Here is a 20,476-nt window from a genome sequence, read left to right on the forward strand (position 1 = left end):
GCACCCGGCGACCGGAAACCGCACCGCCGACCCGCGCCAGCAATCCGGGGCCCACCGAGCTCGTTCTGCCGCCCGGCGCCCAATTCGGCCGCCGGGCCATTGTCAGACACTCGTCTTCGACTGCGGCGGACAGCATTTCGCCGCGCTCTGCGTCGGACAGAGTCTCGCGGATTGCTAATTTGATCGAATTCGACGAGGACTACGCCATGGTGCGCACCAGCGCCCCTCGCGCCGCGATCGGCATGAGCCTCACCGAAAGCGGTCAGGCGTTCGGATCATGCCTGCGTATCGCCCTCGATCGAGACCTTCGGCCGAGCCGACGACGAGTTGCGGTACCGGGTGCTCGAGCGGCTGGATGTCGCCAACGACGCTCGGGTGGCGCGGTATTGGCAGCTGGTGGCGACCATCAACGGTTGGCCGCCGATTCCGGATCTGAAGCCGGTGTTCACCTGGTTCAGCCGAGCGCTACGCGCCCAACTCGCCGACTGCACAGGGGGTGTGTACCGTGCAACTCTCTGTGCAGGACGCCGGGATTCGGCGGGGTCGGGCCCCATCGGCTGCGGATCGGGCCGGTTCGTTCAGATTCCACGGTCGATCATGTCCAACAGTTGGGTGGTGAGTTGGTCGAGTTGGTCGGGTTCGAGGAAGCGCAGTGGCCCGTCGATGGCGAGGTAGGCCAGCCCGTGCACGGTTGGCCAAGCGAGAAACTCTGCGCCGGCTCGCCTTTCGGGCTGGAGCAGGCCGGCTTCGACCAAGCCGTCGAGTGCGTCGGTGACAAGCTCGATCGCCGAGCGCCCGGTCGGTCCGGCCGCTGCGGGTTCGGCGACCGCGGACACGTCGCTCTGAGTCGCGAATGCGGTGCGGAACAAGCCGGGTTCCTCCCGGGCGAATCGCAAGTAGCCCGCGCCGACAGCGCGGAAACGCGCCCGCGCGAGCATGGTCGGATCGTCGACCCGCGGTAGCGCGTCCTGTTCGGCGGTCATGGTCGCGGCCAGCCGTGCCAGGGCGACGCGGGCGACGGCCTGCACCAAGGCTTCTCGGTCCTTGAAGTGGGTGTAGGCCGCGTTCGGTGCGACGCCGGCGCGCCGCGCCGCCTCACGCAGCACAATCGCTTGGGGTCCGCCGCCTTCGCGGGCCATCGCCACTCCCGCGTCGAGCAGGGCTTCTCGTAATGCGCCGTGCCGGTAGGTGGTTCGCTGCGCCGGTCTCGCCGCGCTGTCGCTCATGCTGCTCCTGGCTCTGGTGGGTGAACGTTCTGGACGTCGTTCAGATTCTATCTGGACAACGTCCAGAAGTCGTGTATCTTCTCTTCTGGACAGCGTCCAGATTTGCGGACGGAACATCACACCAGGAGCCACCTATGCGTAGCCTGATCAGCACCGCGTTCATTTCCCTCGACGGCGTCGTGGAGGGCCCGGGCGGCGAGCCCGGGTATCGCAACACCGGATGGACCTTCAAACACCTCGACTTCCTGCCCGAGGCGTTCGAGATCAAGGAGCGTGAACAGCAGGAATCGACCGCGATTCTGCTGGGCCGCAACAGCTACCAGGCATTCAGCCCGGTATGGCCGGACATGGCGGAGTTCGCCGGCTACAAGGCGATGCCCAAATACGTCGTCTCCACCACCCTCACCGACGACGACCTGGTCTCCAACTGGGGCGAGACCACGATCCTGCGCTCCCTCGACCAGGTCGCCGCGCTCAAGGAAACCGAAGGCGGCCCGATCATCGTGCACGGCAGTGCCTCCTTGAACCAGAGCCTGTCGGACGCGGGACTGATCGACCGCTACCACCTGCTCGTCTTCCCGCTGCTGCTCGGCGCGGGCAAGCGCCTGTTCTCCGCTACCGACAAGGACACCCAGAAGCTGAAGCTCGTCGAATCCCAGGCTTACGCCAACGGCTTGCAGAAGAACGTCTTCGACGTCGTTCGCTGATCACAGGGCTTCCACCGGCGGCTCCGATGAATTCCGCCGCCGGTGGTCGTCTCCACCGGCGAACCGGGGAGGACCGCGGCCTCGCAACCACTTTCGCTACGGGAAGGCGGTGCTGAGCAATCTGTGTTCCTCGGTCAGAAAGGCGCGTCGTCGGCTTGCGGTCGAGAACGAGGAACGCCGAGCCCCTAGCGATGTTGGCCAGATGGGTTTTCAGAGAGACCGTGCGCGACCAACCCACCTGGCGCCGCGCGACTCGCAGACCTGTCGGGCCGCGCGAGTCGGATGGCGTCGTCGGGGTGCACGGTGGGCCTGGGTTCAGTCCCGATAGTTCTCGGGCTGGCCGCGGGTGTGCTCAACCTCGAGCACGCGGATGCTCAGTTACGCCGATCACGCGTGTTTGAGGAGCGAGGGAACTTCACTCGAACACGTGACGGTGTCATCGGTGACACAAAACGCGTGCTACGAGCGGCGTTTCTGTCGTATCTGCGCCACATCTCGGGGCCGAGTGAGCCGGAACGACGTGTCAGAGGGTGTTCGAACACGGATTTGTGTCACGCATGACACAAATCCATGTTCAAGTAATGCGCGAGAGGGATTGAACCCCTACGTCGGGTCGCGCATGACACATCGGCGTGTTTAAGAATTATTGACCCTGATTACGATAGGGCAGCAGCAAACAGAGGTCAAATAGCTCGGCTTGAGTGGCTTGCTTTCTGTAATTAGTTGGTGGCACCTGTGATTCGGCTCGACTGAGGTGCGTCTGTAGTCCGCTGTGTCTGGTGTCGCTCTGTTCGGTTATTGTTTGGCGAATTCAGGTTCGACCTCATTGGCGTGCAAATCGATCGGAGCATGCTTTGTGCTCTTGGCTGCTCGCAAGGTAGGCGGCGAGTGGCGATATGCCGGAGCAGCTTTCACCGAAGGTCGTTGGGTGTGTGTTAGGAGCATCCGACTACGAATGGCGCGGGTAACCAACCTCGACGGCGGCAAGTCCTGCGCATGACCAATAGCTCGTGTCAACGACAAGCTTGATGCGCGGCCCGTCAGTCGCGGTCGTCATGTCACCGCCAAGGATCGGCCTCACGCTGGCCGGAAGCGTTGAGTTGCATGGATGCGGACAACTGTTCACTCCGTAAACCGACCGCATATTCAACAAATCCTCTGCGGCTGGCAGGTATTCGAATGGTCACCTGTTCCGATATCGAGACGCCCTGCCTCCGCAGTGGCCATGTCTCCGACGGGCTCGCCGTCAGTTCAGAACGGGTCGTTCGCAGGTTCGAGCCCTCGGCGGGGCGTGTCGAACATGGGAACGGGGATGACCTGCGATTTTCCGGTGGGCGATTGGTGATCGAAGCCGAATACCCACTGTAGGAGGGATGCCGTTGTCTTGCCTGGCGTGTGCCCGTCTCGCGCCGTATTGATGTTGATGCCGCCGCAATAGTCGGGCTGCAACCCAGCTCGCGCGCGACAGTCGGTGAGTGTGTTCGGACTTCGCCGCGCAGTAGAGGATAAACCGACGGCGCTGTAACTGAGCGAGCTGTCGCTATTCGCCGACGACCTCGGTTACCAGGTCGCGAAGGACAGCTACGTCGACCGTAGAAAGGGCTGATATTGGGATCTCCCAACCGGAAATCGACCAGGCGAGCGCCAGAAGGCATTTGCTGCGTCTGCTGAATGTTTCTCTAGGGATCGTTGATGTCGGCAACAGCTTTGACCCCATGCTGGTACCCGGTGCCTCTTCGTGGTCGGGGTTGATGTTGGCGAACACCGCGGCTACTCGGGTGAGGATATTGGCCTGCTGTGACGAGCTGGTGAGGGTGGTGGCGATGGATTCGGCTTGGCTGGCCAGTCGATCGGCGTGGTCGGGGTAAATGTTGGCGAACACCGCGGCTACTCGGGTGAGCATGTTGGCCTGCTGCGACGGGTCGGTGAGGGTGGTGGCGATGGATTCGGCTTGGCTGGCCAGTCGATCGGCGCGGTCGGGGTCGGTGTTGGCGAATACCGCGGCTACTCGGGTGAGCATGTTGGCTCGCTGTGACGAGCTGGTGAGGGTGGTGGCGATGGATTCGGCTTGGCTGGCCAGTCGATCGGCGTGGTCGGGGTCGGTGTCGGCAACCGCCATGGCGGCGTGAGCAAAGATCGTGGCTTTTTGCTCCGGCTCGCGGAACTCGTTAGCGACGATTTCGGCGCGGTCCGGATAGGTGGTGGCTTCCAACGCAGCCAGCTTGGCTTTGACGGCAAGCCGAACCCACCACGGCGAGACTGGTAGCCAGTACCCGCTGCCGTTCCCGGTGACCCGGGAGCCAGTCAACGACTGGCTGGGCGGACTGTTCAACCGACGCAATCGTGCGCGGACGGTCGCGATGCTGGTCGAGGCGCAAAACCACGATGACGGCAACCTGCGGCGCGAGATGCTGCGGGCGAAGATCAATGCCGCCGAGACCAAGCTGGAACGCCACCGCACAGCCATCGAGGCGGGAGTCGACCCGATGGCGTTGGTCGAGGCCATGAACACCGCGCAAGCCGAAAAGGCCATTGCCGCAAGCGAATTGGAGCAGATCCCGCAAACCGTTGCGCTCACTGCCGCCCAGGTCGAGAAGCTGGTCGACTCGTTCGGCGACATGGCGGCCATCCTCAACGCTGGAAATCTCGACGAAAAGATCGCGCTCTATACCGCGATGAACGTCCAGATCAGTTACGACCATCAACGGCAAATCGCCAGAGTGTCAGCTAACCCGTGTGTGGTTAGCACTGGTGTCCGGAGGGGGACTTGAACCCCCACGCCCGATAAAGGGCACTAGCACCTCAAGCTAGCGCGTCTGCCATTCCGCCACCCGGACCGGTGGTGCTCAGCAAGGTTATCGGATGTGGCCGCGTTGACCAAATCGCGGGTTTAGCTGGAGTTATCTGCGGCCGTGCGCTCGCGGAGCGCACGGCGCGCGGAGTGGTCAGGCCAGTTCCTCGACGGTGCGTTCGAATGCGAGGGGGCCGTGGCCGTCGGCGATCTGGCGGTCGATGAGGTTCTTGATGGGGGTGACGACGTCCAGGGCGACTCCGGCGTCGCGGCTGGCGCGGACGATGGCGTCGACCGCGGGTTTGTGGAAGTCGAGGGGTTGGAAGGGGTCGGTGTAGTCGCCGGAGTCGATGACGCGGGCGTATTCGGGGATGAGCTGGGCCATGGCGGTGACCCACGGGACCGCCCGTTCGGCGAACGCGCTGGCCGGGGCGCCGGTCGAGCGCAGCATCGCCGCGCCGTGCAGGAAGCCGGTGAACATGGCGTACATGTTCGACAGCAGCGCGAAATCGTACATTGATGCGAGTCCGGCATCGGTGCCGAAATAGTCTGCGGCGGCTAGTAATTCGAGTGTTTCGCGGTGTTCGTCGAACAATGCGGCCGACCCGCTGTAGAGGATGGAGGCACCGGGCTGGCCGATCATGGCGGGTATCGCCATGATGCCGCCGTCGAGATAGCCGATGTTGTGGGCGGTGGCCCAAGCGGCGAGTTCACGGGCCTCCTCAGGGGCGGTACTGGTCAGATTGATCAACTGGCGGTCGGAGAGTTGGTCGGCGACCGGGTCGAGGGTGGCGTGTACGGAGGCGTGGTCGAGCAGCACGGCGATGATCGGACCGTTCTGGCCGATGGCGTCGGCCACCGTGGCCGCGCTGGTGGCTCCGGCAGCGACGAGTGCGGCGTCCTTGCCGGGCGTTCGGTTCCATACCGTGGTCGGTATGCCGCCCTTCACCAGGGTTACGGCCAGGGCCAGGCCCATCGCACCGAGTCCGAGCACCGTGACCGGGGTGTGCTGAGTGTCCGACATTGCGGGTGTCAACTCCTCGAGTTTGCAGAACATGGTGGTCAGCGCGCTGGCACCAAGGTTGCTCCGTACCCGAGGGGTCGACAAGTACCTACTATTTGGTCGGGTACTTACCGACACGTTTGTGAACAGGTAGCGAGGTCAGGCGATGGGTGGAAAGAGATCCGGACCATACTTCTGCGGCATCGACGCCGCGATGGACGTGGTCGGCGGCAAGTGGAAGGCGCTGATCCTGTGGGAGCTGGAGAACCACGGCGTGCGCCGCTTCGGCGAACTGCGCAGAGGTCTGCCAGGAGTCTCGGAGAAGATGCTGATCCAGCAGCTGCGCGAGTTGGAGGAGGACGGCATCGTCGATCGCGAGATCTACCGCGAGGTGCCGCCGAAGGTCGAGTACCGGCTCACCGAGTTGGGCAGCGCGCTCAATGCGGCGCTGGAGCCGCTGGGCGCATGGGGTCGCGAACGCATCGAACGGATCGGCGCAGAGCGCATCCACCAGTCGGCGTAACGCGACGGCAGGTCACGATCGTGGAAAGTGCTGGCGGCTGAGCTCTTTCGAATCGACGGCGATCAGCGCTTCGGCCAGCGATCCTACTCGCACAGCCCGACCGCGCAGTGGTTGCGATCATCGTGATGCTGATGCGATCGGCGCGCGAATCCGCACCACAGGCGGTGCGAACCCGTTCGTGCGCCGGAGGTTCGGCGTGGCAGGGCCGGTACCAGGTGGTAGGAAAGGGTACGTGTCTGCAACTGGCGAAGTATCCGGTCCGAACACCGCATCTCGTGCCGTATCCGAGGTGGTCGAGTTGGTCAGTACGCTGATCCGATTCGACACTTCCAATACCGGGGATCTGGCCACCACCAAGGGGGAGCGCGAGTGTGCGCAATGGGTGGCCGATCAGCTGCATCAGGCGGGCTATACGACCGAGTATGTGGAGTCGGGGGCGCCGGGTCGCGGCAATGTGTTCGCGCGGTTGAAGGGGGCCGATTCGAGTCGCGGTGCGCTGCTGATCCACGGGCATCTGGATGTGGTGCCCGCCGAGGCCGCCGACTGGAGTGTGCACCCGTTCTCCGGTGCGGTGCGCGACGGCTATGTGTGGGGCCGCGGCGCGATCGATATGAAGGATATGGTCGGCATGATGCTGGCCATCGCGCGCCAGTTCAAGATCGAGGGCACGGTGCCGCCGCGCGATATCGTCTTCGCCTTCCTCGCCGATGAGGAGAACGGCGGCAAGTGGGGGTCGCAGTGGCTGGTCGACAACCGGCCCGACCTGTTCGCGGGGATCACCGAAGCAGTGGGGGAGGTCGGCGGCTTCTCGCTGACGGTGCCGCGCCCGGACGGCACCGAACGTCGGCTGTATCTGGTGGAGACGGCCGAGAAGGGGCTGGGCTGGATGCGGTTGCGTGCCAAGGCCCGTGCCGGTCACGGCTCGTTCCTGCACGAGGACAATGCGGTCACGATTCTGGCCGCGGCGGTGGCGAGGCTTGGCAAACACACCTTCCCCCTGGTGCTTTCGGATTCGGTGGCCGAGTTCCTTGCCGCGGTCGCGGAGGAGACCGGGTTGGAGTTCGATCCGTCCAGTCCCGATATCGAGGGTCAGCTCGCGAAGCTGGGCACCATTGCCCGCATCATCGGTGCCACGCTGCGCGACACCGCGAATCCGACCATGCTGCAGGCCGGTTACAAGGCGAATGTGATCCCGCAGACCGCCGAGGCCGTCGTCGACTGCCGGGTGGTGCCGGGACGGCAGGCCGCATTCGAACGTGAGGTGGACGAGTTGATCGGCCCGGACGTCGAACGTGAGTGGATCACCAAACTCGACTCCTACGAAACGACATTCGACGGTCACCTCGTCGACGCGATGAACAACGCCATCCTCGCCAACGACCCGCAGGGCCGCACGGTGCCCTATATGCTCTCCGGCGGTACCGACGCAAAGGCCTTCGCCCGCTTGGGTATTCGCTGCTTCGGCTTCGCACCGCTGCAACTGCCGCCGGAACTGGACTTCACCGCGCTGTTCCACGGCGTCGACGAGCGAGTTCCGGTGCAGGCACTCGAATTCGGCACCCGGGTGCTGGAACACTTCCTGTTGAACAGCTGACGATCGAAAGGACCATCGTGCCCGACTACTCCTACAACCCCTACGACGCGCTCCCGCAGGTGCCCGGCTTCACGCTGACATCCGAGGATGTCGCCGAGGGCCGGACGTTCGACAACGATCAGGTCAGCGGGGTGTTCGGCGCGGGCGGCAAGGATGTCTCGCCGCAGCTGTCCTGGTCCGGATTCCCTACGGAGACAAAGAGTTTCGCGGTCACGGTCTATGATCCGGATGCGCCGACCGCGTCCGGCTTCTGGCATTGGGCGGTGGCCGATATTCCGGCGGGCACCACCTCGCTGCCGCGCGGCGCGGGGAGCGAGGGCGGGTCGCTGCCCAGCGGTGCGGTCACGCTGCGCAACGATGGCGGGTTCCCCGGATACGTCGGGGCGGCACCGCCCGCGGGACACGGGTACCACCGCTACTTCATCGTGGTGCACGCGCTCGACGTGGACAGCCTCGCGATCGATGAGAACGGCACTCCCGCCTTCCTCGGTTTCAACCTCTTCTCCCACACCCTCGCGCGCGCGACCATCGTCGCCAAGTACGAGATCGCCTAGGAAGCGGCACCGGTCTGCCAGCGACCGTGCGAACCAAAACGACTGTGGCCCTGAGCATTTGCCCAGGGCCACAGTCGTGGAGGGTAGACCTAGGAAACGTTCACGACCGATTCGGCCAGCGGTGTGGCGTACAGCGTGCCGATCTCCTCGGCGTACTTGGCCGCGACCGGATTGCGCTCGAGCTTCATCGTGGGGGTCAGCTCGTCACCACCGGGCTCCCACGGCTTGCCGACCACGGTGAACCGCTTGATCTGCTCGACCCGCGACAGCTTGCGAGTGCCAGCGACGACCGCGGCCAGCACCTCGTCTGGAATGCCTCGGGCACCGGCCCACACGACCCGAGGCCGCTGCCACTGATAAATTGCAGGGGACTCTATCTCATCGTGTCAGGCGGTGGGATGGCACATGTAGCGCGGCTCACTGATATTAGCCAGATCGGGGTGGTCAGACCGGGGTAACCGTGTCCGTTACTTGGACGCGGGGAGTGCGGTCCGGCGGCGGGCCCGCCGGACCGGGCCGCGCATCGTGAATATGCGCCAGATGCGGCTCTTACGCTTCAACACCGGTTGCACATCGGGCGCCCATGGCACATCACTGGTGGGGATCAAATGGCCACGGCGCCGACGTTTCGCATCGAGGTAGGCGGCGGCCCGCGCGCTCAGTACCGGAGTCAGCAGCGGCTCCATGATGACCGTCAGACCGGCCGCGCGCAGCTCCGCGACCTTGTCCGGATTGTTGGTGAGCAGGCGTACCTGGGTCAGTCCGAGCTCCTGCAGGCTCTTTGCTGCGTGCAGATAGCTGCGACCGTCCGCGGGGAATCCGAGCCGCTCGTAGCTGGTGAAGGTGTCCGCGCCGGAACGCTGACTTTCCCGGTAGCCGAGCGCCTTGGCGATCAGGCCGACGCCACGGCCCTCTTGCTCCAGATAGACCAGGACACCGCTGCCCTCGGCCCAGATCAGATCCAGGGACTTGTCGAGTTCGGGCCCACAATCGCAATCATCCGAGCCGAGTCCTTCGCCGTACAGACACCGCGAATGCACCCGGACCAGACACCCATCGTCGGCATCGCCGAAGACGAGCACATGCCCGTACTCGGCGCCACCGGCCACTTCCATCACACGAACCTGCAGATCATGCCCCTTGCGGGTGAGCCGATGGGCGGTCTCACCACGATCGGGCACAGCTGTGGTCAATGCTCCTCCGAAGACGATGTGGATAGTTGGGTTTGCTGTCGTTTGCGGCACGAGCTTCCTCAGGCTGCCAGGCGAACGACGGCACTGTAACGCGATCACCGATTTCGGCGCTGTAAATCTCTCGAGCCGCGCCGAACCCCAGGGTCAGGCCCCTGCCGACGCTTCCCCGGCGAGCTGCACAATTCGGTCGATGTCACGGACCGAGGGCATGGCGTCGGGAATATCGCCGAACGACTGGGTTGCGACCATGGCCGCTGTCGCCCACCGAAATGCCGGTTCATCGGCCGGTCGACCGGTGGTGACGAGCTGATATGCCAGAGCTGCCGAGAACGCCGCCGCGGCGCCCGGCGAATCCTCCAGTGCGACTGGGAAATTCGCGATATCGGCATTGACCTCGGCGGATCGGACGGTGCACCGGAAACCCTCGGTCGTACATACCGCTCGCACGCCGAGGCTGAGCAGTCGCTGCGCATCGCCGGGTCCGCCCGCGGCGGATTCTCCGGGCAGCATGCGGCGCAGTTCCCACGGCGCACCCACGAGGTAGTCCACGGCATTCAGATACTCGTAGAAGTACTGCGGCGAATCGACCGGTGGCGACGGATGCACTACCAGCGATGGCGGATTCGCCAGGCCGCGGACCACGGCCAGCACCCGCCGGATCGCGTCGGCGGGCTGCTCGAAGGTCAACAGGACCGCGTCCGAGGATTCGAGTGCCGCACGCAGCTTGGGATCGCGCATGTCATGTGCGCCTTGCCAGATGCGGTCATCCTCGCAGCCGATCTTGCTGGACACACCGGTGCTGGTGATCATTACCGCCGACACGTTCGTCTGCGCGCCGGGCACCACCCTGACCAACTCGGTATCGACATTCTCGGCGGCCAGATAGTTGAGGATGTGCCTGCCCGCGTCATCGTCGCCGACGGCCGAGACCAGCCGTACCCGGAGTCCGAGGCGCGCGGCGGCGACCGCACGGTTGAGGCCCTTGCCGCCAGCATGCACCTCGAAACTGCCGGGCGTGGACTTGCCCGCCGACGGAATGTTGCTGATCCGGTAGATGTGGTCGATCACCGCGGATCCGACGACCGTCACCGCCCCGTGGCGCGGTTGCGAGTCCGGCAGTGCGATAAGGACTTTCGGTTCGGGGGTGAATCGGTAGTGCGACACCGAATACGCCGAAGCGGCCGCGAGTTGTCCGGCCAAGGCGGTAAATGCCCGACGTTCGGGCGTTGCCCGCAACGACCGCACCGACGGCGCGGCGGGGATGGACTCGGCCCCGAGCGCCTCGTGCAGTAGCCGCCACTGCGCGGTCAGATACTCCCGCCGCTCACCCAGGTCCGCGGCGTACAGACGGTCGTGATCGATTCCGGCCGGATGCTTTTCGCGCAGCAGCCCGAGCGACAGCTCGACATCGGCGATCAACCGATTGGTGGGATCCAGCTGCCGCGCCAAGTCGCTGACCACCGGTAGCACGGCCTCCTCCGGCGATACCCCCTCCTGCTGCGCACGCTGCTGAACAATGGGCAGATCCAGCAGCGGAGCCACGTCGATCTCGGTGGTACGCAAGCGATCCACACTCAGGCCCGAGCGCTTGCTGAGGCGGGTGAGGATATTGCGGATGGCAACCGTGCGTGAGTCCTGCTGGACCATGGGCGAGATCCATCTCCGTGTGGTTCGTCGGTGTTTGGTCGTGGTATCCATGGGAGTTACCCAGTCTTCGGGTTTAGCCGCCGAATGAACCGGCAATTACCAACTTACAACGGCAATTGACCGTAGTGAATGGCAAATGCCACACTGAGTTACGGCGACTGCGGGTCGCCCACCAGATAACTCGGGAGGGCCTGGTGATGAAAGTGATTCTGCTGATACGGAACGCACGTCGGCGCGGGGAGGCAAGAGCCGGCGGGACCGATACCGAACTCGAGCCGAACCGCGCCACGGTCCAGGTGAACGATGCACGTTCGCTGAGGACATTCGCATAAACCAGCTATCTTCGTCGCCTGCTCCATCCGAGGGCAGCGAGCCCCGGCTGACCGCGCCGCAGCGGTCGACCGGGGCTCAGTGCAGTCACAATGCGGTCGGCGACATCCTCCGCCCCTGGAGACAGCCGTGACGATATACGAATGCAGCCGGTCCATGACCAGCAGCGTCACGCCCGACGAATGGGCGTGGCGGGTGGTGGGCGATGACGAACCGGCATGGCGACTGAGCTGGTTGCCCAACCAGCTGACCCGCGAACAGGCCTGGGCCGGAATGCAATTGCAGGAGATCCTGAGCCACCCGGCCCCGGCATCGGATCACGACGCGCACGCGCGGGCACTGTCCGACCAACTCGGACTCACCGTGCAGCAGACCCTGCACCTGCTGCACCAACGGATGCTCGACAGGAGGCATTCGTGACCATCTACGTAACTCAATGGTCCATGACCAGCGATATCACCGCGGAGTCGGCCCACCGGCTGGCGGGGGAATGGGCGAAATCGTGGCGGCTGAGCTGGCTGCCCGACCGGCTGCTGACACGGGACCAGGCAATGGCGGGAATGGATCTCGCAGAGATCTTCAGCACCCAGGATTTCCGGCACGACTCGACGGTTCAGGCACGGGCCTTCGTATGCGCCGGGCAACTCGGAATACCCCTCGAGCTCATCGGGCTCGAACTGCAACACCGGAGGCATCCATGACCGTCATGGCCACCGAATGGACCATGATCAGCGATCTTTCGCCCGAGTCCGCGTACCGCGAATCGGTTTCCGCGACCGCGGGATGGCGGCTGAGCTGGCTACCCGACCGGCTGCTCACCCGCGAACAGGCAATGGCCGGTATGGAACTCGACGAGATCCTGAGCGATCTCGACAGCGTCCACGATCGCCATGCCCACGCCGACGCGGCCATCCTGGCCGCAACGGTCGGCATCATCTGGGAGGAGGCGGTGATCCGGCTGTCCAAGCGGATCCTGGCCCGACTCCACCAGCGGCCCACCGAGATTCAGGATGATGACGGTGACCAGGCGGGCCCTGGCACCGCCGGGTGCACCTTCGGTCCCCATCGGATGTCGCTGCGGGCGGACCGGCCACCGCGGGTGTTCGGATAGCGTGCGGCGCCACGATGCATCGGTCGCTCGGAGGGCAGGCGGCCGATGTCATCGCGGCGGTTGTCCATCGCCGCGATCGTCCTTATCGAGTCGGAGCGACGATCTGGTCGATCTCGCGGATGGTCGGCATCCCGTCGGCCAAGGGGCTTGTCATTCGGGTTGCCGCCATCGCGGCGCTCGCCCACTCGAAATCCTCACGGCTTGCAGCCTGTCCGGTCGTCACCAGCCGGTAGGCCAGCGCCGCGTCGAATGCCGCACTGGCCGCGGGCGATTCTTCGGGAACCTCCTGCGGACCCGGCGGGATATCGAGGTTGAGCGTGTCGGATCGGACGCGACAGGCAAGGTGCTCGACCTCGCAGACGCAGTGCGCGCCACGTGCCAGCACGCGGGACGCGACAGAGGTGCCGGATTGCTCGCCGACCGCATCGCCGCCGCGTGCCAGTTCGCCCAGTTCCCACGAACTTCCGTTCACGTAGTCGATCGGGTCGAAGCGCGCATCGAGGTCCCGATCGGTTTCGGCCGCGGGTGCGGGAGGAACCGGGGGCGCTGGATGAACCAGCAGGCGCGGACGCTTCGACATTGCCCGGACCATCGACAGCGCCTCATTGATGACCTTGGTCGGCAATTCGAAGGTCAGCAACAGCGCGTCCGAGGATGCGATCGCCGCGGCAACCCGCTCGGTGCGCAGATCCTCCACATGCAACTGAGCATGCAGCTGAGCACCTTCGACAACACGGCCGATAAATGCCCACGCGCCATTGCGATCCACCATCACGACGGCCACCGGTGTCGCGCCGGCAACGACCTCGACCAGTCCGGTGTCCACGTTCTCGCGGCGCAGATGCGCAATGATGCGGCGGCCATTGTCGTCGTCTCCGACCACGGCGACCAGGCGGACCGATAGACCGAGGCGGGCCGCCGCGACGGCTCGATTGAGCCCCTTGCCGCCGACCTGGACATCGAATGTGCCTCTGGCCTCGGAACCTGCGGACGGCATGGTGTCCGTGCGATAGATGTGATCCATGACCGCGTCACCGATGACCGTGACCGCGCCGCGCGAATGCCGCTGTTGGGCATGCGTTCCCGGATCCTGCGCGACCATTCGCCGCCCCCTCTGGTGCTTTCGTCTCGCCGCACACCAGCTTAGGCCCGGTATTCACGAAATGGCATGTCCCGCAACGATGCATCGTCGCACGAAACGACCAGTCGGGATCAGGTGTGCGCGACGTGGTCCGCCCCGACCGCCTCGGCGATCGAGTGGTATCCGCTCGCGCGCAGTCGCTGCGCCAGCCCGCGGTGGATGCGGCGCATCCAGAACGGTCCGCCGTAGATGAACCCGGTGTAGCCCTGCAGCAGGGTGGCTCCGGCGAGGATGCGCTCCCATGCCTGGTCGGCGGTTTCGATGCCGCCGACCGAGATCAACACCACGCGGTCGCCGACGCGGTGGTAGAGGCGGCGCAGGACTTCCAGGGAGCGCTCGGCGACGGGCGGACCCGACAGCCCGCCCGCGCCCATGGCCGCCACCTCGGCGGGATCGGTGCGCAGGCCGTCGCGGCGGATGGTGGTGTTGGTGGCGACGATGCCCGCGAGGCCGAGTTCGACGGCGAGATCGGCGACCGCGTCGACGTCCTCATCGGACAGATCGGGGGCGATCTTCACCAGTACCGGAACCTCGACGCTGTCGAGAACGGCCTGCAGCACCGGGCGCAGGGATTCGACGGCCTGCAGGTCACGCAGTCCGGGAGTGTTGGGGGAGCTGACATTGACGACGACGAAGTCGGCGAGCGGGCCGAGCAGGGCGGCACTGACCGCGTAATCGGCTGCGGCGCCCGCGGGTTCGATGATCTTCGTCTTGCCGATATTCGCGCCGATCGGGACTCCGCCGCGGCGCGCGCGCAGATGTTCGGCCGCCCCGGCGGCGCCGTGATTGTTGAAGCCCATCCGGTTGATCAGGCCGCGGTCGGCGGTCAGCCGGAACAGGCGCGGTGCGGGATTGCCGGGTTGGGCCTGTGCGGTAACGGTGCCGATCTCGGCGAAGCCGAATCCCAGTGGCGCCCAGGCGTCGACACCGTCGGCGTTCTTGTCGAATCCGGCGGCCAGGCCCAGCGGCGCGGGAAAGTCGATGCCGAATGCGTGGTTGCGCAGGATCGGATCATCGGTGGTGAGCACCTTGGTCATCGCCCAGCGCGACGGCGCGAACCGGGCGGCCAGCCGCATCGCCGTGAACGCCAGGTGGTGGATGCGTTCCGGCGGTAGCAGGAACATCAGGCGCAGCAGCAGTGAATACATGGCCTCACATTCCCGGCTCGGGCTGGGGTAGTAGTGCGGTTTTTCGCCTCCGCAGCAGCACCCGCCGGCTGCCGTCGGTATAGGCCCGCACGCGGGACAGTTCCCAACCGCCGAATTCGGCTTGGATGGCCAGCCGCATCGACGCCGTCACCCGGGTCACCTCCGGTGGCAGCCGCAGCGGCACGTATTCGTAGTCGTCGCTGCTGGTTTCCCAGCTCGCCGGAAGCGCTGCGCGCGAGCCCCGATTCGACTGGCGGCGGCCGCGGCGCCCCGCGTGGTCGCGCTGCGCTGCCTCCTCCGGGCCCGTCGTTGATTGTGGCGCCATCACTGCCCTTTCTTCCGCTGGTCCGCGCGGATCCGCTGCAGACCGTCTCCGGTCGCGGAACCGACGAACAGGTCACCCGTGCGCTCGTCGATGGTCACCGAATTCGGCTGCCGCACCGTCGGGTATCGGCCCACCTCTTTCGGTATACCTGTCGACAGGTCGAATCCGACGACTTCATTGCTCTGCGTGCACGTCACCCACACGGTGTCGGACCGCTGATCGTAGGCGAGCGCGTAAGGCGACGATCCTACCGGGAATCGTTGACGCAGTACGAGCGGTCCCGCGGTGTAGACCAGCAGTTCGTTACCGGCGGTGTCGGTGACGGTGATGCGACCGAACGGGTCGGTGATCAGGTTGGTCGCGCCATCGCCCGCGCGCAGCGCCAGACCGAGACGGTCTTTGCCGAGGTCGAGTTGGGTCAGCGAGGTCTGGCGGCGGTCCAGGACCGAGACGTGATCACCGGTCAGGGCCAGTGCGTCGGCGGAGGCGAGGCCTGAGATGGTCTCGGCGACGGTGCCGTCCGGGGCGAGTCGGCGCACCTTGCCGTCCGCGGTGCCGACGAACAATGTGCCGTCGTCGCGGTAGCGCACCGATCTGGCGTCCCCGTCGACGGGGACCTCGGTGCTGACGCCGGAGGTGATGTCGACGCGCAGGATGCGGTGGTCGGCGGGGATCAGTAGTTCACCCGGTTTGCCCTGCGCCAAGCCGACGCCGCGAGCGGGCAGCATGAGGGTGCGTATGCCGATGTCGGAAGCGCCCGCGGCATCCTTGCGCGCGATCGTGGCGGGGTCGATGACGAACAGCGTGGTACCGGAGTCGCGGCTCGTATCGAGCGCCACCAGCGCGCCGGTGCCCGTCTCCGCGAGCAGCCCGCCGATCGGGTTCGCGAGCCGCAGGACGTCGCCGGTGGGTTGCGCGGTCCGCTCGGGGGCGACCGCCGCGGTGGCCGCGGGGCGGGTCTGCAGTTTGTCGCCGTCGGAGTCGGAGGAACATCCGGCGATCAGCACCGACACCGCTATGCACGCCAGTGCTGAGGGGAGCCAACCACGAGGGCGCATCCAGCGAACTCCTTACCTACGACGATCATCCCGCTACATCACCATCTGACCATGATCGCGCACCTTCCCGGCCTACTGGGGTCGTCGCTACCGGTGAATGTCGGTGATCGGGGTTACCGTTGACTTGAAACAGTGTCCAATTCAGGGAGATCCGGTTGAAAGCCGACCACCCATCGGGATTTGCCATCGATGACATAACCGTTGGTCCGTTTGCTCACGGATTCGGCACCACGGCCGATGGCAGGCCCTACGCCTTCCGCACGGTCCGGTCCACCGTCGTGCTGGAGATCTACCGAGCGGACCTGGACAGCGATGTACCAGGGCCGGAGGATGTCGTCGCGATCGCGCAGGCGCGAGCCACCGATATCGATCTCGACGACGAACGCAGTGTGGTCGCGCTGGTGCGGGACATGATCCCGGATGCCGAACCGGTCGAAGCGGCCGCGGACCGGGATGTGACAACCGTGCGCGCTCTGCTGGGGCGGATCAGTGCCGTTATCGATGGTATGTAGATGCTGATGCCTACCTCACGATTCGCCCGTTCCGTGCTGACCGCGACCGCCCTGGTCGCGGTGGCCACTGCGTGCAGCACGGGACCCGACGAGGCCTCGGTCGACGCCGCGCGCTCCTCGGCCATCGCCTCGCTGTCGTCCTCGATCGCCACCTCGTCGAGCGCCGCGCACCGGCCGCTGCCCACGGCAGCCGAACTGGACGCGCAGATCAAACGCGCCCTCGATCCGGCACTGCCCGACTCCGAACGCACCGACCTCATCGAGGACGGCGAGGCATTCCGCAACGCCATCCCGGATATGTACCGGGCACTGCAGGACAATCCGCGCGCGATCTACGGCGTCACCGATCCGGTGTTCGACAACCGTGACGGCACGCTGACCGCGACCATGCGGCTGGACAAGGACGGCACCGGCACCGCGGTGCGCACCACCGTCGTGCATTTCGTACTGCTCGACGGCAAGTGGAAGATCTCACGCACCGACCTGTGCGGCATCCTGCGCTCCGCCGATTACCGCACCCCGGCCTGCGGCTAGATGATCGAATCCGGGTCGCTGCGGTGGGGACGGTTCATCCACCGCCATCGCTACCTCGTGCTGGGCATCGCCATTGTCGCCGTGCTGCTGTCGGGCTGGTACGGCCGCGATCTCTCGGGCAGGCTCACCCAGGAGGGCTGGTTCGACGAGAGCAGTGAATCGGTCGCCGCGTCCAAGCTCGCCGATGCCACCTTCGGCCGCGATACCGACAGCGACATCATCGCGCTCTACACCGCGCCCGAGGGGATGACCGTCGACGACCCGACCGTACGCGACGCGGTGACGACGGCGTTGAAGCAACTGCTGGCCCGCCACCCCGACCGGGTCCTGAAGGTCGACAGCTATTGGGACAGCCCCTTTGCCGCACAGGCCACCGACGCCTCGCACACCCATGCCTTCGCCAGCGTCGGACTGCGTGGGGAGGGCACCGCGACGGTCGAGAACTACACCGCGATCAAGGGTGAGCTCGGAGCCGGGCGCGCGGGCGGCGGGCCGGGCGGCACCACGGTGCAGTTGGCCGGGCTGCAGCCGATCGTCGAGGGCATCAATCAGGGCATGCAGGACGATATCCGCCGGGCCGAGATCATCGCGCTGCCGATCGTGGCGGTCCTGCTGTATTTCGTCTTCGGCGGGGTGATCGGGGCGCTGCTGCCGGTGCTGATCGGCGGGATGACGGTGCTGGGCACCCAGGGCACCATCCGAGTGCTCACCGATCACATCGATGTGAACGTCTTCGCCAGTGCGGTGGTCACTTTGGTGAGTCTGGGGTTGGCGATCGACTACGGGCTGTTCACCGTGACCCGGTTCCGGGAGGAGCTGTCGGCCGGGCACAGTGTGCAGGACGCGACCGCGCGCACCGTCGCCACCGCCGGGCGCACCGTGTTGTTCTCGGCCGCGATCATCGCGATCAGCCTGGCCGCATTGTTCATCTTCCCGAACGGGGTATTGCGGTCGGTGCCCTATGGCGGCATCAGCTCGGTGCTGCTGGCCGCGCTGCTGTCGGTGACGGCACTGCCGGCGGTATTGAGCATCGTCGGGCGCCGGATCGATCTGTGGGGCTGGCATCGCTTCTCGCGCACCAGGACCGAGGCGCAGATCGACGCCGGATTCTTCTCGCGACTGGCGCAGCGGGCGATGCGGCGGCCGTGGGCGGTGGTGGTGCCGATCGTGCTCGGACTGCTCGCGTTGATCATTCCGATCCGCAATATCGAATTCGGCGGGATCAGCGAACGGTATCTGTCCCAGGACAATCCGGCGCGGGTCGCGCAGGAACGGTTCGACCAGCTGTTCCCGAGCTTCCGCACCGAACCGATCAAACTCGTGGTGGTGGGCGCGAATCCGCAGCAGCTCAGCGATATTCGCTACGAGGCGAGTCGAGTTCCCGGTCTGACGGGACGTTTCGAACCGGGTGCGCCGACCAAGGACGGGATCAATGTGCTCAATGCCGGTCTCGCCGACAAACGCGACGCGGACGCGGTGATCGACGCGCTGCGGGCGATTCCGGAACCGGCCGGGGTCGATGTCATGGTGGCCGGAGTGCCCGCGCTCGAGCGCGACAGCATCAATGGGCTGCTGGTGCGGCTGCCACTGCTGGTCGTGATCCTGGCGGTGGCGGCATTGGGCATGCTGTATCTGGCGTTTCGTTCGATTGTGCTGGCGCTCAAGGCCGTTGTGATGAGCGCGTTGAGCCTCGCCTCCACACTCGGCGTGCTCACCTGGGTGTTCGTCGAGGGACACGGGGCCGGGATCTTCGACTTCACGCCGGGGCCGCTGATGTTCGCGGTGCTGGCGCTGATCGTGACGGTGGTATTCGGGCTGTCCACCGACTACGAGGTATTCCTGCTGTCCCGGATGGCCGAGGCGCGCGCCGACGGTGCGTCGCCGCCGGAGGCCATCCGCTACGGCATCGCCCACACCGGTGCCGTGATCACCTCCGCGGCAGCGATTCTCATCGTGGTGACCGGTGCGTTCGGCTTCTCCGATCTGGTGTTGATGAAGTACATCGCCTACGGGATGATCGCGGCGCTGATCTTGGACGCGTCGGTGGTCCGCATGCTGCTGACACCGGCGGTGTTGAAGCTGATCTGGCGTTGAGGCGGTCAACGGCGCGCTGCGATTGCTGTGGCGGCAGGCCTGAGATCTCGCTGCCGACGGGTCAGCGGCGAACCGGGAGGACCAGCTGAGCACCCGTTATCGGGTGATCGAGGACTTCGACCGGGTGTTGGTAGACGCGGGTGAGCAGTTCGGTGGTGAGGACCTTGCGGGGTGGGCCGTCGGCGGCGACGCGGCCGGATTCCAGCACAGCGATGCGGTCGGCGTAGGCGGCCGCGATGCCGAGGTCGTGCAGGACCACGACGACGGCCGCGCCCGCGGCCGCACGGGCGGTGGCCAGGCTCAGCACCGCTTCCTGGTGGCCCAGGTCGAGGGCGGCGGTGGGTTCGTCCAGCAGCAGGGTTGCGGTGTCCTGGGCGAGCACGCGAGCCAGTGCGACGCGGGCGCGTTCGCCACCGGAAAGCGTCGGAAACGCCCGCGCGGCAAGGTGTTCCACATCGGCGGCGGTCATGGCGGCGGCGATCCGCGCATCGTCGAACTCGCGCCGCTCGGTGCGCACCCAGGGCGCTCGGCCCATCGCCACCACCTCACGGACGGTGAACGGAAACCCGACGGTATGGCTCTGCGGCAGCACCGCCCGACGGCGCGCCATATCCAGCGGGGACCAGTGCCCCAGCGCCCGCCCATCGAGTTCGATCGAGCCCTCGCTCGGTTCCAGCTCACCCGCGAGTGCCGCCAACAGCGTCGACTTACCGGCACCGTTCGGACCGACCAGCGCCACGATCTCCCCCGCGACGACCTCGAAGTCGACCGCCTCGAGCACCCGCCGCGTATGCGCCCCCGAAGCCCCCCGCCGATCCACACTCACCCCCCGCGCGCGCAACGTCACCGCCCCTCGCTCCGGCGCCACCGGCAGCTCATGCGTGCGCGCGAACACCGAACTCAACCCCTCCAACACACCACTCACGCTTTCACCTCCCCACTCTCGCGCTGGCACCGACCATCACCTTCGGTGCGTCCTGGACAC

Annotated in this window: 21 protein-coding genes, 1 tRNA gene and 1 pseudogene; 11 read left to right on the forward strand and 12 right to left on the reverse strand. The window is 65.9% G+C overall.

The window, feature by feature from the left end; all coding sequences use genetic code 11:
* Positions 1–578 precede the first annotated feature (578 nt).
* Positions 579–1,226 carry a TetR/AcrR family transcriptional regulator gene (locus tag ACQP0C_RS21695; protein ID WP_433722496.1) on the reverse strand — a complete coding sequence of 216 codons (648 nt, stop codon included), beginning with the start codon at positions 1,224–1,226 and terminating at the stop codon, positions 579–581.
* A 134-nt stretch (positions 1,227–1,360) separates the two neighbouring features.
* Between ACQP0C_RS21695 and ACQP0C_RS21700 the strand changes: the two genes are divergently transcribed.
* Positions 1,361–1,933 (forward strand): dihydrofolate reductase family protein, encoded by a 573-nt coding sequence (locus ACQP0C_RS21700; protein ID WP_433722498.1) that lies wholly within the window; start codon positions 1,361–1,363, stop codon positions 1,931–1,933.
* A gap of 1,540 nt (positions 1,934–3,473) precedes the next feature.
* Here ACQP0C_RS21700 and ACQP0C_RS21705 read toward each other — a convergent pair.
* The gene (locus ACQP0C_RS21705; protein ID WP_433722500.1) at positions 3,474–4,145 is read right to left on the reverse strand and encodes a hypothetical protein; all 672 of its coding nucleotides are present in this window, start codon (positions 4,143–4,145) and stop codon (positions 3,474–3,476) included.
* Here ACQP0C_RS21705 and ACQP0C_RS21710 point away from each other — a divergent pair.
* The gene (locus ACQP0C_RS21710; RefSeq protein WP_433722502.1) at positions 4,135–4,704 is read left to right on the forward strand and encodes a hypothetical protein; all 570 of its coding nucleotides are present in this window, start codon (positions 4,135–4,137) and stop codon (positions 4,702–4,704) included. The two genes, ACQP0C_RS21705 and ACQP0C_RS21710, sit on opposite strands and share 11 nt — an antisense overlap.
* Here the strand turns inward: ACQP0C_RS21710 and ACQP0C_RS21715 are convergent.
* Together ACQP0C_RS21715 and ACQP0C_RS21720 are read right to left on the reverse strand one after the other, a co-directional pair.
* Positions 4,683–4,770 (reverse strand) — tRNA-Leu (locus tag ACQP0C_RS21715). The two genes, ACQP0C_RS21710 and ACQP0C_RS21715, sit on opposite strands and share 22 nt — an antisense overlap.
* A gap of 108 nt (positions 4,771–4,878) precedes the next feature.
* Positions 4,879–5,748, reverse strand: a complete 870-nt coding sequence (locus ACQP0C_RS21720) for an NAD(P)-dependent oxidoreductase (protein WP_433722504.1) — start codon at positions 5,746–5,748, stop codon at positions 4,879–4,881.
* Between the two features lie 145 nt (positions 5,749–5,893).
* Between ACQP0C_RS21720 and ACQP0C_RS21725 the strand changes: the two genes are divergently transcribed.
* The 3 genes from ACQP0C_RS21725 (at position 5,894) to ACQP0C_RS21735 (ending at position 8,398) form a co-directional block, all read left to right on the forward strand.
* Complete coding sequence (locus tag ACQP0C_RS21725) at positions 5,894–6,250, forward strand: winged helix-turn-helix transcriptional regulator (RefSeq protein ID WP_433722506.1); 357 nt, start codon at positions 5,894–5,896, stop codon at positions 6,248–6,250.
* Between the two features lie 232 nt (positions 6,251–6,482).
* The gene (locus tag ACQP0C_RS21730; RefSeq protein WP_433722508.1) at positions 6,483–7,844 is read left to right on the forward strand and encodes a M20/M25/M40 family metallo-hydrolase; all 1,362 of its coding nucleotides are present in this window, start codon (positions 6,483–6,485) and stop codon (positions 7,842–7,844) included.
* Positions 7,845–7,861: 17 nt separating this feature from the next.
* Positions 7,862–8,398, forward strand: coding sequence for a YbhB/YbcL family Raf kinase inhibitor-like protein (locus ACQP0C_RS21735; RefSeq protein ID WP_433722510.1), 537 nt, complete (start codon positions 7,862–7,864; stop codon positions 8,396–8,398).
* Positions 8,399–8,487: 89 nt separating this feature from the next.
* On the opposite strand, the pseudogene ACQP0C_RS21740 reads toward ACQP0C_RS21735, so the two are convergent.
* The 3 genes and pseudogenes from ACQP0C_RS21740 to ACQP0C_RS21750 all read right to left on the reverse strand — a co-directional run.
* Positions 8,488–8,712: pseudogene (locus ACQP0C_RS21740) on the reverse strand (long-chain fatty acid--CoA ligase); the annotation flags it as partial.
* Between the two features lie 153 nt (positions 8,713–8,865).
* Complete coding sequence (locus tag ACQP0C_RS21745) at positions 8,866–9,591, reverse strand: GTP cyclohydrolase II (protein ID WP_433722511.1); 726 nt, start codon at positions 9,589–9,591, stop codon at positions 8,866–8,868.
* Between the two features lie 144 nt (positions 9,592–9,735).
* Positions 9,736–11,238 (reverse strand): PfkB family carbohydrate kinase, encoded by a 1,503-nt coding sequence (locus ACQP0C_RS21750; protein ID WP_433722513.1) that lies wholly within the window; start codon positions 11,236–11,238, stop codon positions 9,736–9,738.
* Between the two features lie 486 nt (positions 11,239–11,724).
* Between ACQP0C_RS21750 and ACQP0C_RS21755 the strand changes: the two genes are divergently transcribed.
* The 3 genes from ACQP0C_RS21755 to ACQP0C_RS21765 are packed head-to-tail and all read left to right on the forward strand — an operon-like array spanning position 11,725 to position 12,679.
* On the forward strand, positions 11,725–11,988 hold the full coding sequence (locus ACQP0C_RS21755; protein ID WP_433722515.1) for a hypothetical protein: 264 nt from the start codon (positions 11,725–11,727) through the stop codon (positions 11,986–11,988).
* Positions 11,985–12,269, forward strand: coding sequence for a hypothetical protein (locus tag ACQP0C_RS21760; protein ID WP_433677720.1), 285 nt, complete (start codon positions 11,985–11,987; stop codon positions 12,267–12,269). Before ACQP0C_RS21755 ends, ACQP0C_RS21760 begins: the two co-directional genes overlap by 4 nt.
* Positions 12,266–12,679, forward strand: a complete 414-nt coding sequence (locus ACQP0C_RS21765; protein ID WP_433722516.1) for a hypothetical protein — start codon at positions 12,266–12,268, stop codon at positions 12,677–12,679. Before ACQP0C_RS21760 ends, ACQP0C_RS21765 begins: the two co-directional genes overlap by 4 nt.
* A gap of 82 nt (positions 12,680–12,761) precedes the next feature.
* Here ACQP0C_RS21765 and ACQP0C_RS21770 read toward each other — a convergent pair whose 3' ends face one another.
* From ACQP0C_RS21770 to ACQP0C_RS21785, 4 genes are all read right to left on the reverse strand, one after another.
* Positions 12,762–13,781, reverse strand: a complete 1,020-nt coding sequence (locus ACQP0C_RS21770) for a PfkB family carbohydrate kinase (RefSeq protein WP_433722518.1) — start codon at positions 13,779–13,781, stop codon at positions 12,762–12,764.
* Positions 13,782–13,891: 110 nt separating this feature from the next.
* Positions 13,892–14,968, reverse strand: coding sequence for a quinone-dependent dihydroorotate dehydrogenase (locus ACQP0C_RS21775; RefSeq protein WP_433722520.1), 1,077 nt, complete (start codon positions 14,966–14,968; stop codon positions 13,892–13,894).
* Positions 14,969–14,972: 4 nt separating this feature from the next.
* Positions 14,973–15,293 carry a DUF5703 family protein gene (locus ACQP0C_RS21780; protein WP_433722522.1) on the reverse strand — a complete coding sequence of 107 codons (321 nt, stop codon included), beginning with the start codon at positions 15,291–15,293 and terminating at the stop codon, positions 14,973–14,975.
* Positions 15,293–16,351 (reverse strand): YncE family protein, encoded by a 1,059-nt coding sequence (locus tag ACQP0C_RS21785; RefSeq protein WP_433722524.1) that lies wholly within the window; start codon positions 16,349–16,351, stop codon positions 15,293–15,295. The genes ACQP0C_RS21780 and ACQP0C_RS21785 overlap by 1 nt, the downstream gene beginning before the upstream one ends.
* 155 nt (positions 16,352–16,506) lie before the next feature.
* On the opposite strand from ACQP0C_RS21785, the gene ACQP0C_RS21790 reads away from it, so the two are divergent.
* The 3 genes from ACQP0C_RS21790 to ACQP0C_RS21800 are packed head-to-tail and all read left to right on the forward strand — an operon-like array spanning position 16,507 to position 19,491.
* Positions 16,507–16,863, forward strand: coding sequence for a hypothetical protein (locus ACQP0C_RS21790; protein WP_433722526.1), 357 nt, complete (start codon positions 16,507–16,509; stop codon positions 16,861–16,863).
* Positions 16,864–16,869: 6 nt separating this feature from the next.
* A complete protein-coding gene (locus ACQP0C_RS21795; protein ID WP_433722528.1) occupies positions 16,870–17,397 on the forward strand; it encodes a hypothetical protein in 528 nt (175 codons plus the stop codon).
* Positions 17,398–19,491: an MMPL family transporter gene (locus tag ACQP0C_RS21800; protein ID WP_433722530.1), complete on the forward strand. Its 2,094-nt coding sequence runs from the start codon at positions 17,398–17,400 to the stop codon at positions 19,489–19,491.
* Positions 19,492–19,552: 61 nt separating this feature from the next.
* On the opposite strand, the gene ACQP0C_RS21805 is transcribed toward ACQP0C_RS21800, so the two are convergent.
* Entirely contained in the window at positions 19,553–20,416 is an 864-nt protein-coding gene (locus tag ACQP0C_RS21805; protein WP_433722532.1) for a heme ABC transporter ATP-binding protein, read from the reverse strand.
* Positions 20,417–20,476: the final 60 nt, after the last annotated feature.

Origin of the sequence: Nocardia sp. CA-129566 (genome assembly GCF_050956075.1) — a bacterium.
Taxonomy (GTDB): domain Bacteria; phylum Actinomycetota; class Actinomycetes; order Mycobacteriales; family Mycobacteriaceae; genus Nocardia.

What these genes read in the sequence shown, in the direction of transcription:
- ACQP0C_RS21795 (WP_433722528.1), top strand. Translation starts at nt 16,870, where the DNA reads ATGCCTACCTCACGATTCGCCCGTTCCGTGCTGACCGCGACCGCCCTG.
- ACQP0C_RS21770 (WP_433722518.1), bottom strand. Translation starts at nt 13,781, where the DNA reads ATGGTCGCGCAGGATCCGGGAACGCATGCCCAACAGCGGCATTCGCGC.
- ACQP0C_RS21720 (WP_433722504.1), bottom strand. Translation starts at nt 5,748, where the DNA reads ATGTCGGACACTCAGCACACCCCGGTCACGGTGCTCGGACTCGGTGCG.
- ACQP0C_RS21750 (WP_433722513.1), bottom strand. Translation starts at nt 11,238, where the DNA reads ATGGTCCAGCAGGACTCACGCACGGTTGCCATCCGCAATATCCTCACC.
- ACQP0C_RS21775 (WP_433722520.1), bottom strand. Translation starts at nt 14,968, where the DNA reads ATGTATTCACTGCTGCTGCGCCTGATGTTCCTGCTACCGCCGGAACGC.
- ACQP0C_RS21725 (WP_433722506.1), top strand. Translation starts at nt 5,894, where the DNA reads ATGGGTGGAAAGAGATCCGGACCATACTTCTGCGGCATCGACGCCGCG.
- ACQP0C_RS21780 (WP_433722522.1), bottom strand. Translation starts at nt 15,293, where the DNA reads ATGGCGCCACAATCAACGACGGGCCCGGAGGAGGCAGCGCAGCGCGAC.
- ACQP0C_RS21755 (WP_433722515.1), top strand. Translation starts at nt 11,725, where the DNA reads ATGACCAGCAGCGTCACGCCCGACGAATGGGCGTGGCGGGTGGTGGGC.
- ACQP0C_RS21785 (WP_433722524.1), bottom strand. Translation starts at nt 16,351, where the DNA reads ATGCGCCCTCGTGGTTGGCTCCCCTCAGCACTGGCGTGCATAGCGGTG.
- ACQP0C_RS21700 (WP_433722498.1), top strand. Translation starts at nt 1,361, where the DNA reads ATGCGTAGCCTGATCAGCACCGCGTTCATTTCCCTCGACGGCGTCGTG.
- ACQP0C_RS21765 (WP_433722516.1), top strand. Translation starts at nt 12,266, where the DNA reads ATGACCGTCATGGCCACCGAATGGACCATGATCAGCGATCTTTCGCCC.
- ACQP0C_RS21695 (WP_433722496.1), bottom strand. Translation starts at nt 1,226, where the DNA reads ATGAGCGACAGCGCGGCGAGACCGGCGCAGCGAACCACCTACCGGCAC.
- ACQP0C_RS21800 (WP_433722530.1), top strand. Translation starts at nt 17,398, where the DNA reads ATGATCGAATCCGGGTCGCTGCGGTGGGGACGGTTCATCCACCGCCAT.